Raw genomic sequence first — 13517 nt, 5'->3', positions numbered from 1 at the left:
GATCTTTCAACGCAGCATGAACGCGCTACAGACAAATTTTGGGCAAAAAAAGCCCCGGATTTCATTGGGGAGGGAGAAATTCCGGGGTTTAAGTTCCGAACCGCTAGGGCGGGGTTCAGATATCTGCCAACACTTAACACAACATAGGAGCATCGAAGGGCTTCACCAGCCATTCAGTAACTCTGAGTAGTGTCCTTCCAGATTAGTTCAGATTTTTTTCAAAAAGCTTTGGAATAATCTCAAGTGCTTTTCGAAATATGCAGGTTTTACCGGGCTCGCCGCGACAACAGGTCGCGGCAAACCGTGTTCAAAAGGCTCAATGAGCCTCATCCCAATTGTTGCCTACACCGACTTCGACCAGCAGCGGTACATCCAGTTTCGCCGCTTCGCTCATGTGCACGCGAATTTCGGCGCTGACCTGCTCGACCAGATCCTCGCGAACCTCCAGAACCAGTTCATCGTGTACCTGCAGGATGACTCTGGCATCCAGCCCGGACGTCGCCAGCCATTCATCCACAGCGACCATGGCTTTCTTGATGATGTCGGCAGCCGTGCCCTGCATCGGCGCGTTGATCGCCGTGCGCTCGGCGGCAGCGCGTTCCTGCGGCTTGTTCGAGTTGATCTCCGGCAAATACAGGCGACGACCAAAGAACGTTTCGACATAACCCTGATCCGCTGCCTGCGCGCGGGTGCGATCCATGTACTCGCGAACCCCCGGATAACGGGCGAAGTAAGTGTCGATGTAAGCCTTGGCAGTCTTGGTGTCTACGCCGATGTCCTTGCCGAGCTTCTGCGCGCCCATGCCGTAGATCAGGCCGAAGTTGATCGCCTTGGCGCCACGACGCTGATCGGAGCTGACTTCGTGCAGTTCGACCTTGAACACTTCGGCAGCGGTGGCGGTGTGCACGTCGAGATTGTTGCGGAAGGCGTTCATCAGGCCTTCGTCCTTGGACAGGTGCGCCATGATCCGCAGTTCGATCTGCGAATAGTCCGCTGCCAGCAGTTTGTAGCCTTTCGGCGCGACGAACGCCTGACGGATACGACGACCTTCAGCGGTACGCACCGGGATGTTCTGCAGGTTGGGATCACTGGAAGACAAGCGACCGGTCGACGCCACGGCCTGATGATACGAAGTGTGGATGCGCCCGGTACGCGGGTTGATCTGCTCTGGCAGGCGATCGGTGTAAGTGCTTTTCAGCTTGCTCATCGAGCGGTGCTCCATCAGCACCTTCGGCAAGCGGTGATCGTCTTCGGCGAGTTTCGCCAACACTTCTTCAGCAGTGGACGGCTGACCCTTGGCGGTCTTTTTCAGTACCGGCAGGCCGAGTTTCTCGTAGAGAATCACGCCCAGTTGTTTCGGCGAGCCGAGGTTGAATTCTTCCCCGGCGATCTCGAACGCTTCGCGCTCCAGCGCGACCATTTTGTTGCCCAGCTCGATGCTCTGGATGCCGAGCAGCTCCGCGTCAACGAACGCGCCTTGGCGTTCGATGCGTGCGAGAACCGGCACCAACGGGATTTCGATGTCGGTCAGCACGCTGGCCAGACTCGGGATGGCGCTGAGCTTTTCGAACAAAGTCTGGTGCAAACGCAACGTGATGTCAGCGTCTTCGGCGGCGTACGGCCCGGCCTGTTCCAAGGCGATCTGGTCGAAGGTCAGCTGCTTGGCGCCTTTGCCGGCGATGTCCTGGAAGCTCACGGTGGTGTGATCCAGGTACTTCTGCGCGAGGCTGTCCATGTCGTGGCGGGTGGCGGTGGAGTTGAGCACGTAGGACTCAAGCATCGTGTCGAAGGCGATGCCGCGCACGCTGATGCCTTGGCTCTGATCACCACCGATGGCGCAGTTGGCGAGGATATTCATGTCGAACTTGGCGTGCTGGCCGACCTTGAGCTTGTTCGGGTCTTCCAGAATTGGTTTGAGTGCACGCAGCACGGTGTCGCGATCCAGCTGTTCTGGCACGCCGATGTAGGAGTGGGTCAGCGGAATGTACGCGGCCTCGTTGGCCTGCACGGCGAACGACAGACCGACCAGTTGCGCCTGCTGCGCATCGATGCCGGTGGTTTCGGTGTCGAAGGCGAACAGTTTGGCGTTATTGAGTTTTTCCAGCCAGACGTCAAAACGTGCCTGATCGAGGATGGTTTCGTACGCCGCTTCAGTCGAAGCGGCAGGCGCTTCGGCTTCTGGCGCGCTGAACAGATCGCCGGCCGGTGCAGGCTCGCTGGCCGCGCTCAATTCCAAGCGTTTGGCGTCGCGATCCAGATCATTGATCCAGCTTTTGAATTCCAGCAGCGAGTACAGCTCGTAGAGCTTGGCCGGGTCTTCCGCGCCCATTTGCAGATCATCGAGCTCAACGTCCAGCGGCACGTCGATCTTGATCGTCGCCAGTTGATAGGAGAGGAATGCCATTTCCTTATGTTCTTCGAGCTTGGCCGGCAGGGTTTTCGCGCCGCGAATCGGCAGGGTCGGGACGATGTCGAGATTGGCGTACAACTCGGTGAGGCCACCGTTGACGCCGACCAGCAAGCCGGAAGCGGTCTTCGGGCCGATGCCCGGAACGCCTGGAATGTTGTCGGACGAATCGCCCATCAGCGCCAGATAATCGATGATCTGCTCCGGTGCGACGCCGAATTTCTCCTTCACGCCTTCGACGTCCATCGAGCTACCGGACATGGTGTTGACCAAGGTAATGTGGCCATCGACCAGTTGCGCCATGTCCTTGTCGCCGGTGGAGATGACCACCGGGCGATCCGCCGCCGCGCTGCTGCGGGCAAGGGTGCCGATGACGTCGTCGGCCTCGACGCCTTCCACGCACAACAGCGGGAAACCGAGGGCGATCACGCTCTGGTGCAGCGGCTCGATCTGCACGCGCATGTCGTCGGGCATGCTTGGGCGATTGGCTTTGTATTCGGCGTACATCTCATCGCGAAATGTCCCACCCTTGGCGTCGAACACCACGGCGAACGGGCTGTCCGGGTACTGCTTGCGCAGACTCTTGAGCATGTTCAGCACGCCTTTGACCGCACCGGTCGGCAGGCCTTTGGAAGTGGTCAGTGGTGGCAGCGCGTGAAACGCGCGGTACAGGTAAGACGAACCGTCCACCAGGACGAGGGGGGCTTGGCTCATGAGCAGGATCAACCTTTTCGGCGGGTCCGGCGCTAGAATAGCGGGACCGTTGACGACAAAGGGACAAGGTTATCATGCGTACGTTAAATCGCTTGCTGCTGGTCGGTCTGATTGCTGCCTCACCGTTAGCCGCGATGGCGGCGGATGATGCGCCCGCCTCGGAGCCGGAAGTTACGATCAACACGCACACGGAAGGCGACAAGGTCATCCAGGAATACAGTCGCAGTGGCTTCGTCTACGCGATCAAGGTCACGCCAAAGGGTGGCAAACCGTATTTCCTGGTGCGCGCCGATGGCACGGACGCGAACTACATTCGCTCCGACCAGCCGGATATGCTGATTCCGTCGTGGGAAATCTTTACCTGGAAGTAAGTTTCCCGACTTTTAATCGGCGTCGCCTGACCGCGACGCCTGAACTGAGCAGTTTTTAACCATGTCTGTGTTCACTCCCCTGGCTCGGCCCGAGCTGGAAACCTTTCTCGCCCCTTACGGGCTTGGCCGTCTGCTTGATTTCCAGGGGATCGCCGCCGGCAGCGAAAACACCAATTTCTTTATCAGTCTGGAGCAGGGCGAATTCGTCCTGACCCTGGTCGAGCGCGGCCCGGTGCAGGAGATGCCGTTTTTCATCGACCTGCTCGACGTGCTCCACGAAGCCGATCTGCCGGTGCCGTACGCTTTGCGCACCACCGACGGCGTGGCGTTGCGTGAGCTGAAAGGCAAACCGGCGCTGCTGCAACCGCGCCTGTCCGGCAAGCACATCAAAATCGCTAATGCCCAGCATTGCGCGCAGGTCGGCGAGTTGCAGGCGCACCTGCACCTGGCGACGCAGGGCGAGCGCATGATCAAGCGCAAGACCGATCGTGGCCTGGACTGGATGCTGGAAGAGGGCAGCGAATTTCTCTCGCACCTGAGCGATGAGCCGCGTGCCTTGCTGCAAAATGCGCTGGATGAAATCACCGAGCGCAAAGACAAGATTCTTGCGCTGCCTCGGGCCAACATCCATGCCGACCTGTTTCGCGACAACGCGATGTTCGAAGGCACGCACCTGACCGGTTTGATCGACTTCTACAACGCCTGCTCGGGGCCGATGCTGTACGACGTGGCGATTGCCTTGAATGACTGGTGCTCGGACGAGCACGGTTTGCTCGATGGCCCGCGTGCCCGCGCATTCCTTGGCGCTTATGCGGCGCTGCGCCCGTTCACCGCGGCGGAGGCTGAGTTGTGGCCGACGATGCTGCGCGTGGCGTGTGTGCGGTTCTGGCTGTCGCGGTTGATTGCGGCGGAGCAGTTTGCCGGGCAGGACGTGTTGATTCACGATCCGCGGGAATTTGAGCAGCGCTTGGCGCAGCGGCAGCAGGTCAATACACCTTTGCCTTTCGCGCTTTAAGATCAAAAGATCGCAGCCTTCGGCAGCTCCTACATGGAATCACATAGGAGCTGCCGAAGGCTGCGATCTTTTTCTATGGGTTTACAGAGATTCCAGGCACCCGGCCAGATCGTTACCCAGCTTCTCCAACACCTGCTCATAGCCCTGAGCCGTCGCCGGTGTATACCCGCCCAACGCATCCAGCTCAGCCAGTTTCACTGGCAGGCCAGCGACCAATGTCTCCGCCAGACGCGGACGCAACGGCGGCTCGCTGAACACACAAGTCTTGCCGACTTCCTGCAAACGCTTGCGCATCGCCGCGACATGCTGTGCACCCGGCTGCACTTCCGCTGCAACACTGAATACCCCAGCGTGCTTCAGGCCGTAAGCCTCTTCAAAGTAATCAAACGCCTCGTGAAAGACGAAGTACGGCTTGCCTTCAACACTGGCCAGACGCTGCTTCAAACGCTGATCCAGCGCATCCAGACGCGCGTCAAACGCCTTGGCATTGCTCTGATAACGCTCGGCGTTGGCCGGGTCGGCAGCGCTCAAGTCTGCCGCCATCTTGTCGGCAATCACCCGCGCATTGACCGGCGACAACCACAAATGCGCATCCAGCGTGCCCGGACGGTGGTCGTGATCATGCTCGTCGGCCTCTTCCGCGTGGGAGTGGCTGTCTTCAGCAAAACGCCGCAGTTTCATCCCCGGCAGATCCTGCACGGCGACGCTCGGCAGCGTACGACCATTCAGCACGCGCGGCAGGAAACCTTCCATGTCCGGGCCGATCCAGTAGAGCAGATCGACCGATTGCACCTTCCGTACGTCGGATGGCCGCAGCGCGTAATTGTGCGGCGACGCACCCGGCGGCAGCAGCACTTCGGGAATCGCCACGCCGTCCTGCACGGCCGCTGCAATCAGCTGCAACGGTTTGATGCTGGTGAGGACTTTGACCTCGGCCTGAGCCGAACCGATCAACAGAAAACTGGCGACAAAAGCCACAAAAACAGAAAAAAGTCGGGACACGATGACCACTCAAGGAGGCGAGAACGGGTAACATAATAACGTCTCTATCAAAACTCGTCGCCGCCCATGCCTATTACACCGATTGCCAGCCGTCCCCACGACCACTCTCATTGCGTGCATAGCGCTTTGTCCGAGGCCGATACCTTGTGCGCCCAGAAAGGCTTGCGCCTGACCGCGTTGCGCCGCCGGGTGCTGGAACTGGTGTGGCAGAGCCACAAGCCGCTGGGCGCCTACGACATTCTCGCCGTGCTCAGCGAGCAGGACGGCCGCCGCGCCGCGCCGCCAACCGTGTACCGCGCGCTGGATTTCCTGTTGGAAAACGGCCTGGTGCACCGCATCTCTTCGCTCAACGCCTTCGTCGGCTGCGTCCACCCCGAGCATGCGCATCAGGGCCAGTTCCTGATCTGCCGCGATTGCCACGCCGCCATCGAACTTGAGCAAAAAGTGATCAGCGACGCGATCATCAACAGCGCCAAAGACGTCGGTTTCATCGTCGAAGCACAAACCGTCGAAGTCGTCGGCCTGTGCTCCGGTTGCCAGGGGGCTTGATGAGCAATGCGCTGATCCGTCTGGAACAGGTCGCCGTCACGTTTGCCGGGCAGACCGTGCTGGACAACATCGAGCTGAGCGTCGAGCCGGGGCAGATCGTCACCCTGATCGGCCCTAACGGCGCTGGCAAGACAACGCTGGTGCGCGCCGTGCTCGGGCTGTTGAAGCCGGACAGCGGCAGCGTCTGGCGCAAGCCGAAGCTGCGTGTCGGCTATATGCCGCAAAAACTTCACGTCGATCCGACCTTGCCGCTGTCGGTGCTGCGCTTTCTGCGCCTGGTCCCGGGCGTTGACCGTCCGCGTGCGCTGGCGGCGCTGAAAGAAGTTGGCGCCGAACACGTCATCGACAGCCCGGTGCAAAGCGTTTCCGGCGGTGAAATGCAGCGCGTGCTGCTCGCTCGAGCGCTACTGCGCGAGCCGGAATTGCTGGTACTCGATGAGCCGGTGCAGGGCGTCGATGTCGCCGGGCAAGCCGAGCTGTACAGCCTGATCACCCGTCTGCGCGATCGCCATGGTTGCGGCGTGTTGATGGTGTCCCACGATTTGCATCTGGTAATGAGCACCACCGACCAGGTGGTCTGCCTCAACCGTCACGTCTGCTGCTCCGGGCATCCCGAGCAGGTCAGCGGCGATCCGGCGTTTGTCGAACTGTTCGGCAAGAACGCGCAGAGCCTGGCGGTTTATCACCACCATCACGACCACGCCCACGACCTGCACGGTTCGGTGGTCAAAGGGCCGGTTATTGGCCAACCTCACGTTCACGGAGACAACTGCAAGCATGGCTGATTTTCTGTTGTATGCCCTGCTTGCAGGTCTGGCGCTGGCACTGGTGGCCGGGCCGCTCGGTTCGTTTGTGGTCTGGCGGCGCATGGCTTATTTCGGCGACACCTTGTCCCACGCCGCGTTGCTCGGTGTGGCTTTGGGCTTTCTGCTGGATGTCAGCCCGACCGTTGCGGTGACCGTTGGCTGCCTGCTGCTGGCGGTGCTTTTGGTGACCTTGCAACAGCGCCAACCGCTGGCGTCTGACACGCTGTTGGGAATTCTCGCACCAAGCACGCTCTCTCTCGGCCTGGTGGTACTAAGCTTCATGCATGAAGTGCGGATCGACCTGATGGCCTATCTGTTCGGCGACCTGCTGGCGATCAGCCCGACCGACCTGGCGTGGATTCTCGGCGGCAGCGCGGCGGTGCTGGTGTTGCTGGTGACATTGTGGCGGCCATTGCTGGCGATCACCGTGCATGAAGAGCTGGCCAAGGTCGAAGGCCTGCCGGTTGCAGGTCTGCGCATGGCGCTGATGTTGTTGATTGCGGTGGTGATCGCCGTGGCGATGAAAATCGTCGGTGTGTTGCTGATTACTTCACTGCTGATCATTCCGGCGGCTGCGGCACAGCGTCACGCCCGCTCGCCGGAGCAGATGGCGGTGGGCGCGAGCCTGCTGGGCATGCTCGCCGTGTGTGGCGGGCTGGCACTGTCGTGGTTCAAGGACACCCCGGCCGGGCCGTCAATCGTTGTGACGGCGGCCGCACTGTTTCTGTTGAGTTTTGTTCTGCCCCGTCGTGGGGTGTAGACTTGGCCGCTTTTTGCGCAATTAGAGAGTCGCAGGAATGAAGCCGTTCGCCTCCCGTTATCTGCTCCTTGTCGCATTTTCAGTGCTGCTGGGCGCCTGCCAAAGCACGCCGCCGGTGGCCGAAGTCCCCGATGCGCGGGCTACGGCCATCGCACAGCTGGAGCAAAGCCTGGCCAGCAGCGAACTGGCCACCGCCGAAGACCAATTAGCTGCTTTGCAGAAAGAAACTCCCAATGATCAATCCCTTGAGCAATACCAGCGGCAGCTTGCCGAAGCGTATCTGCGTCGCAGCCAGATCGTGCTGCAGAAGGGAGATGTGAATGCCGCTGCTACGGCGTTGAGCCGTGCCCGCGCGTTGATGCCGAAAGCGCCGGCGCTGACCGGTGGCGTCAACGGCGCCATCACTGAAGCGCGCAAGGCTGAGCTGGAAAAGGCTGAAGCGGCGCTGCTGGCCGCTGAGGCCAAGCCGAAAGCCAAGGTGATCGATCCGACTGCCGAGAGCACCACGGTTGCGTTGAATATCACTGATAGCCGCAAACTTCGCCGGCAACTGGATGCGATTGCCGCCGATGTAGTGAATTATGAGTGTGGGGTGACGATTCAGGCGCCTCGGACCAATGATTATCCTTGGTTGGCGACGTTGCTGACCAAGCGGGTGAAGAAATTGAATCCGGATTTTGATCTGAAGATTGTGAAGCAGACCGTGCGCACGGTGCCGGCGCAGATGGTTCTGAGTCCGCGTAAACCTTAAAAAGATCGCAGCCTGCGGCAGCTCCTACAAAGTCATTCCCTGTAGGAGCTGCCGCAGGCTGCGATCTTTTGCTTTTTAAGCCGGAATGGCTTTCGCCTTAGGCTCACGATCCCAAACCCGATGCTGCCCGATCGCCGCAAAGAACGGTTTGGTCAACGCACCCACATCCTTGCCCTCCAGCAGCCCGGCATCTTTCTCCAGCTTCAACACATCCAGCAGCTGCTTGGCTTCGCCCTGCAACGCGATTGCCTTCAAGTGCTTGTAAGCCTCCAGCACGTAATGCAACGCCACGCCGTCGCCGCTCAACGCCTTGACCGACGCCGCACCACCCGGCACAAACACCGCGTCAAAGATTACTGACGGCATGCCTTCCATCGAAGCGTCCACGGGCAGGCTTTTGCCGTCCGCCGTTTTCACCGGCGCCGAAGTCGGGCCGAGCAATTTCGCGTGCGCACCTTCCGCCGCCAATGCTTTCTTCATCGCCTCAATCGCCGCACCATCGACGCCGTTAGCAGCAAGAATCGCCACTTTTCGCGTTTTGATGTTTTCCGGCAGCAGATTCGCCTGGCTCAGTGCTGGCGAGTGATCGAACGACACCTTGCGCGCATCCACCGTGCCTTTGGCAGGTGCAGGCAGACCCAGATTGGCCGCCACACGCTTGGCCAGTTCCAGATCGATGTTAGCCAGAATCTCGTTCACCTCGCGCGCCCGGATGAACTCGCGTTCAACCTTGCCCAGCTCGAAGCTGTAGGCGGCGATAATGTGCTCTTTCTCGTGGTCGCTCATGCTGTTGAAGAACAACGTCGCTTGGGAGAAATGGTCGCTGAACGATTCGCTGCGCTGGCGGATCTTGTTTGCATCGATGCGTTCCGGATAACTCTCGAAACCACCGTCCTGCGCGGCCGGTGGTGTCTCTTTCGGCCAGCCGCCATCAATCGAGTTCGGCTCGTAGGAAGCACGGCCCTTGTCGATCACCGTACGGTGCTGCGCATCGCGCTGGCCATTGTGGAACGGCGCCACCGGGCGGTTGATCGGCAGCTCATGAAAGTTCGGCCCACCGAGTCGGCTGATTTGCGTATCGGTGTAGGAAAACAGCCGACCTTGCAGCAGCGGATCATTGGAGAAGTCGATGCCCGGCACGATGTGGCCAGGGCAGAACGCAACCTGCTCGGTCTCGGCAAAGAAGTTGTCCGGGTTACGGTTCAAGGTCATTTTGCCCAGCGGCGTGATCGGCACGATTTCTTCGGGGATCAGCTTGGTCGGGTCGAGGATGTCGAAATCGAAGTCGTGCTCGTTTTCCTCCTCGATGATCTGCACGCCGAGTTCCCATTCCGGGTAGTCGCCCATCTCGATCGCTTCCCAGAGGTCGCGACGGTGGTAGTCGGTGTCTTTACCGGCAAGCTTCTGCGCCTCATCCCAGACCAGCGAGCACGTGCCGGCAGTAGGGCGCCAGTGGAATTTGACGAAGCGCGATTTGCCCTCGGCGTTGATCAGCCGGAAGGTATGCACGCCGAAGCCCTGCATGCTGCGCAGACTTTTTGGAATCGCCCGGTCGGACATCGCCCAGATGACCATGTGCGCCGATTCCGGCACCAGCGAGACGAAGTCCCAGAAAGTGTCGTGAGCAGAGCCACCGGTGGGAATTTCATTGTGCGGCTCGGGTTTCACCGCGTGGACGAAGTCGGGAAACTTGATCGCGTCCTGAATGAAAAATACCGGCATGTTGTTGCCGACCAAGTCGAAGTTGCCTTCATCGGTGAAGAACTTCACCGCAAAGCCTCGCACGTCGCGTACGGTATCGCCGGAACCACGCGGGCCCTGCACCGTGGAAAAGCGCACGAACACCGGCGTCTTTTTCCCCGGATCCTGTAGGAAACCGGCCTTGGTCAGCGTCGAATGGTTCTCGTAGGCCTGAAAGAAACCATGCGCGCCAGTGCCGCGCGCGTGGACGATGCGCTCCGGGATCCGCTCATGGTCAAAATGCGTGATTTTTTCCCGCATGATGAAGTCTTCAAGCAGCGACGGCCCGCGCGGTCCGGCCTTGAGGGTGTTCTGGTTGTCAGCAACCTTGACCCCCTGATTGGTACGCAGGGCCTGGCCGGTGGCGTCGGAGCGAAACTTTTCCAGGCTGTCGAGTTTGGCGTTGGTGTTGGCGCGATCCGGGGTATCGGTTCCTGCCATCTGGCTTTTATCGGTCGTAGGCTTCTTGCTCATCAGTCGTAAACTCCTCGGTTGACCCCGATGCTTGTCGGGGACTCTTGAGTGGTTCCCAGGCACGGCACCCAGGGTTTTCAAGTCGCTTACTTAGTGACTGATGAGGCACTCGGGGCGTTCCTTTTTTATGACCTTTGATCTTGTTATTGCCAAATCGAAGGTTAATTGAGAAATAAATGCTAAGAACCTCTATACGGACAGGCTAAAATGCGCGCCCGGCTAACCGCTGATCCTTTTCTAACGCGCCCCACAAGGTTCGCTACGTGATCGAGTTTCAAAACGTCCACAAGACTTACCGCGTCGCCGGTAAGGATATTCCCGCGCTGCACCCGACCAGTCTCTCTATCGAGAACGGGCAGGTGTTCGGCCTGATCGGCCATTCCGGTGCGGGCAAAAGTACCCTGCTGCGTCTGATCAATCGCCTGGAAGACTCCAGTGGCGGCAAGATCTTCGTCGACGGCGAAGAAGTCACCGCGCTGGATGCCAACGGCCTGCGCCGTTTCCGCCAGCAAGTCGGGATGATCTTCCAGCACTTCAACCTGTTGGCCTCCAAGACCGTGGCCGACAACGTTGCATTGCCGCTAACCCTGGCGGGGGAGTTGTCGAGCAGCGAGGTGAATCAGCGCGTCGCCGAATTGCTCAAGCGCGTCGGCCTGTCCGACCACGCGAAAAAGTACCCGGCGCAATTGTCCGGTGGCCAGAAGCAGCGCGTCGGCATCGCCCGCGCCCTGGCAACCAAGCCGAAGATTCTGCTGTGCGACGAGGCCACCAGTGCCCTCGACCCGCAGACCACCGCTTCGGTCCTGCAACTGCTGGCCGAGATCAACCGTGAACTGAAACTGACCATCGTCCTGATCACCCACGAGATGGATGTAATCCGTCGCGTCTGCGATCAAGTCGCGGTGATGGACGCTGGCGTGATCGTCGAGCAAGGCTCGGTGGCCGATGTGTTCCTGCATCCCAAGCACCCGACCACCAAGCGTTTCGTTCAGGAAAGCGAGCAGATCGACGAGAGTGAACAGCGTGATGACTTCGCTCACGTGCCGGGGCGCATCGTGCGTCTGACCTTCCAGGGCGAAGCGACCTACGCGCCGCTGCTCGGTACCGTCGCCCGGGAAACCGGCGTCGACTACAGCATCCTTGCCGGTCGTATCGACCGCATCAAAGACATTCCGTACGGGCAATTGACCCTCGCCGTCACCGGTGGCGACATGGAGGCGGCTTTCGCCCGCTTCACCGCCGCTGACGTTCACATGGAGGTATTGCGCTAATGGAAGACCTGATCAGTTTCTTCACCAATATCGACTGGTACGAAATCTGGCTGGCCACCGGCGACACCATGCTGATGCTTGGCGGTTCGCTGCTGTTCACCGTGCTGCTCGGCTTGCCGCTGGGCGTGTTGCTGTTCCTCTGCAGCCCGCGTCAGTTGCTGGAAAGCCGTGGCCTCTACGCGTTCATGTCGTTGGCGGTGAACATCCTGCGTTCGCTGCCGTTCATTATTCTGTTGATCGTGATGATCCCGTTCACCGTACTGATCACCGGCACGTCGCTGGGCGTGGCCGGTGCGATTCCGCCGTTGGTGGTGGGTGCGACACCGTTCTTCGCGCGTCTGGTGGAAACCGCGCTGCGTGAAGTCGATCGCGGCATTATCGAGGCGACCCAGTCGATGGGCGCGACCACGCGGCAGATCATCATGAACGCCTTGCTGCCGGAAGCCCGCCCGGGCATCTTCGCGGCGATTACGGTGACGGCGATTACACTGGTGTCCTACACGGCGATGGCCGGTGTGGTCGGCGCCGGTGGTCTGGGTGACCTGGCGATCCGTTTCGGTTACCAGCGTTTCCAGACCGACGTGATGATCGTCACCGTGGTGTTGCTGTTGATTCTGGTGCAAGTGCTGCAGATGGTCGGTGATCGACTGGTCGTGCATTTCTCGCGCAAATAACCGGTTTTGTAATCAAGAGATGAGCCGGCCATTCGCTGGCAGGCGCCAGACGGGCGCTTTGAAAAGGAGTTAGCTGAATGAAAAAACTGATCGCTGCTTTTGCTGCCGTTGCAGCATTCTCGGCCCATGCCGAAACCCTGACCGTTGCTGCCACCCCGGTGCCGCACGCAGAAATCCTCGAGTTCGTGAAACCAGCCTTGGCCAAAGAAGGCGTGGAGCTGAAGGTCAAGGTCTTCACCGACTACATTCAGCCGAACGTACAGGTCGCTGAAAAGCGTCTGGACGCCAACTTCTTCCAGCACCAGCCGTACCTCGATGAGTTCAACAAGGCCAAGGGCACTAACCTTGTCGCCGTGACCGGTGTGCACCTGGAGCCGCTGGGCGCTTATTCGAGCAAGCTCAAGGATCTGAAGGATCTGCCAAGCGGCGCCAACGTGGTGATTCCGAACGACGCCACCAACGGCGGCCGTGCCCTGTTGCTGCTGGCCAAGGCTGGCGTGATCACGCTGAAGGATCCGACCAACATCCTGTCGAGCGTCAAAGACATCGCGACTAACCCGAAAGACCTGAAGATCCGTGAACTGGAAGCCGCGACCATCCCGCGCGTGCTGACCCAGGTCGATCTGGCGCTGATCAACACCAACTACGCGCTGGAAGCCAAGCTCGATCCGTCCAAGGATGCGCTGGTGATCGAAGGTAACGACTCGCCATACGTGAACATCCTCGTGTCCCGCCCGGACAACAAGGACAGCGACGCGATGAAGAAACTCGCTGCAGCACTGCACAGCCCGGAAGTGAAGAAATTCATTACCGAGAAGTACAAAGGCGCGGTATTGCCGGCGTTCTGATTTAGATTGCTGTAACGAAAAAGGGACGCCACTGGCGTCCCTTTTTTGTGTCTGAAATATCGCTCCGGTAGCACTAAATTTGTGGTGAGGGGATTTATCCCCGATGGGCTGCGCAGCAGCCCCAAATGCAGCATT

The 13517-nt window shown here is 59.8% G+C and carries 12 protein-coding genes; 9 read left to right on the top strand and 3 right to left on the bottom strand.

Translation table 11 applies throughout. The features are described 5' to 3' along the window. Positions 1 to 316 precede the first annotated feature (316 nt). Positions 317 to 3121, bottom strand: coding sequence for a DNA polymerase I (gene polA / locus PMI37_RS12435; RefSeq protein WP_008081233.1), 2805 nt, complete (start codon positions 3119 to 3121; stop codon positions 317 to 319). A gap of 74 nt (positions 3122 to 3195) precedes the next feature. Between polA and PMI37_RS12430 the strand changes: the two genes are divergently transcribed. Both PMI37_RS12430 and PMI37_RS12425 read left to right on the top strand, forming a co-directional pair. Beyond that, positions 3196 to 3492, top strand: a complete 297-nt coding sequence (locus tag PMI37_RS12430; protein WP_008081231.1) for a DUF2782 domain-containing protein — start codon at positions 3196 to 3198, stop codon at positions 3490 to 3492. Between the two features lie 61 nt (positions 3493 to 3553). Next, positions 3554 to 4507, top strand: coding sequence for a homoserine kinase (locus PMI37_RS12425; protein WP_008081229.1), 954 nt, complete (start codon positions 3554 to 3556; stop codon positions 4505 to 4507). Positions 4508 to 4588: 81 nt separating this feature from the next. Here PMI37_RS12425 and PMI37_RS12420 read toward each other — a convergent pair whose 3' ends face one another. Next, a complete protein-coding gene (locus tag PMI37_RS12420) occupies positions 4589 to 5509 on the bottom strand; it encodes a zinc ABC transporter substrate-binding protein ZnuA (RefSeq protein WP_008081226.1) in 921 nt (306 codons plus the stop codon). Between the two features lie 66 nt (positions 5510 to 5575). Between PMI37_RS12420 and PMI37_RS12415 the strand changes: the two genes are divergently transcribed. The 4 genes from PMI37_RS12415 to PMI37_RS12400 are packed head-to-tail and all read left to right on the top strand — an operon-like array spanning position 5576 to position 8375. Further along, complete coding sequence (locus tag PMI37_RS12415) at positions 5576 to 6058, top strand: Fur family transcriptional regulator (protein ID WP_007911760.1); 483 nt, start codon at positions 5576 to 5578, stop codon at positions 6056 to 6058. Continuing rightward, positions 6058 to 6843 carry a zinc ABC transporter ATP-binding protein ZnuC gene (gene znuC / locus PMI37_RS12410; protein ID WP_008081224.1) on the top strand — a complete coding sequence of 262 codons (786 nt, stop codon included), beginning with the start codon at positions 6058 to 6060 and terminating at the stop codon, positions 6841 to 6843. Before PMI37_RS12415 ends, znuC begins: the two co-directional genes overlap by 1 nt. Further along, positions 6836 to 7624 carry a zinc ABC transporter permease subunit ZnuB gene (gene znuB / locus PMI37_RS12405; RefSeq protein WP_008081222.1) on the top strand — a complete coding sequence of 263 codons (789 nt, stop codon included), beginning with the start codon at positions 6836 to 6838 and terminating at the stop codon, positions 7622 to 7624. Before znuC ends, znuB begins: the two co-directional genes overlap by 8 nt. Positions 7625 to 7661: 37 nt before the next feature. Continuing rightward, positions 7662 to 8375 (top strand): PA5502 family lipoprotein, encoded by a 714-nt coding sequence (locus tag PMI37_RS12400; protein WP_008081221.1) that lies wholly within the window; start codon positions 7662 to 7664, stop codon positions 8373 to 8375. A 75-nt stretch (positions 8376 to 8450) separates the two neighbouring features. Here PMI37_RS12400 and katE read toward each other — a convergent pair whose 3' ends face one another. Continuing rightward, positions 8451 to 10592 carry a catalase HPII gene (gene katE / locus PMI37_RS12395; protein WP_045123122.1) on the bottom strand — a complete coding sequence of 714 codons (2142 nt, stop codon included), beginning with the start codon at positions 10590 to 10592 and terminating at the stop codon, positions 8451 to 8453. 260 nt (positions 10593 to 10852) lie between these two features. Here katE and PMI37_RS12390 point away from each other — a divergent pair, with 260 nt between their 5' ends. The 3 genes from PMI37_RS12390 to PMI37_RS12380 all read left to right on the top strand — a co-directional run bounded on the left by PMI37_RS12390 (position 10853) and on the right by PMI37_RS12380 (position 13382). Then, entirely contained in the window at positions 10853 to 11860 is a 1008-nt protein-coding gene (locus PMI37_RS12390; RefSeq protein WP_008081216.1) for a methionine ABC transporter ATP-binding protein, read from the top strand. After that, positions 11860 to 12534 carry a methionine ABC transporter permease gene (locus PMI37_RS12385; protein ID WP_008081214.1) on the top strand — a complete coding sequence of 225 codons (675 nt, stop codon included), beginning with the start codon at positions 11860 to 11862 and terminating at the stop codon, positions 12532 to 12534. Before PMI37_RS12390 ends, PMI37_RS12385 begins: the two co-directional genes overlap by 1 nt. Before the next feature lie 77 nt (positions 12535 to 12611). Next, positions 12612 to 13382 (top strand): MetQ/NlpA family ABC transporter substrate-binding protein, encoded by a 771-nt coding sequence (locus PMI37_RS12380; protein ID WP_008081212.1) that lies wholly within the window; start codon positions 12612 to 12614, stop codon positions 13380 to 13382. Positions 13383 to 13517: the final 135 nt, after the last annotated feature.

The sequence above is a fragment of the Pseudomonas sp. GM80 genome, from assembly GCF_000282515.1.
Classification (GTDB): Bacteria; Pseudomonadota; Gammaproteobacteria; order Pseudomonadales; family Pseudomonadaceae; genus Aquipseudomonas.
Note: the sequence above shows the minus strand (reverse complement) of the source record. Positions and strands in the feature narration are given on the sequence as shown.